The organism is Photobacterium sp. R1, from assembly GCF_054600795.1.
The window spans coordinates 1-286 of sequence record NZ_BAAHZP010000436.1 but is presented as its reverse complement, the minus strand read 5'-3'; the positions used below and the strand labels follow the sequence as shown (position 1 = coordinate 286).

The 286-nt window shown below is 57.7% G+C and carries 1 protein-coding gene; it reads right to left on the bottom strand.

Features of this window, described 5'->3' with window-relative positions; all coding sequences use genetic code 11:
- The coding region (locus tag ACYP03_RS25750) for a phosphopantetheine-binding protein (protein ID WP_459782640.1) at positions 1 to 286 on the bottom strand (286 nt) is incomplete at both ends.

Sequence of the window (286 nt, the reverse complement as noted above, 5' to 3'; positions counted from 1 at the left end):
CAATGTCAACCCGCGCAATTTCCCCGGGGATCCGGACCAAGAAGGCCTGATACCAGTGTAGTGGCAACGGCCACTCACATACGAAGAACCACTGCTCGATGGGCAGTAAACAAAACGTACCGGTGAGTTCGCCCTGCTCGGTGAGCATCTCTGCCGCCACTTGCGCCTCTGACAGCACCCCCGCCAGCGTGCTGATGCTCGGGTGGTCAAAATGGGTCTTCACCTGCAGACTGAACCCGGCCTGACGCAGCTTGTTGACCAGTTGAATACTGACAATGGAATCCCC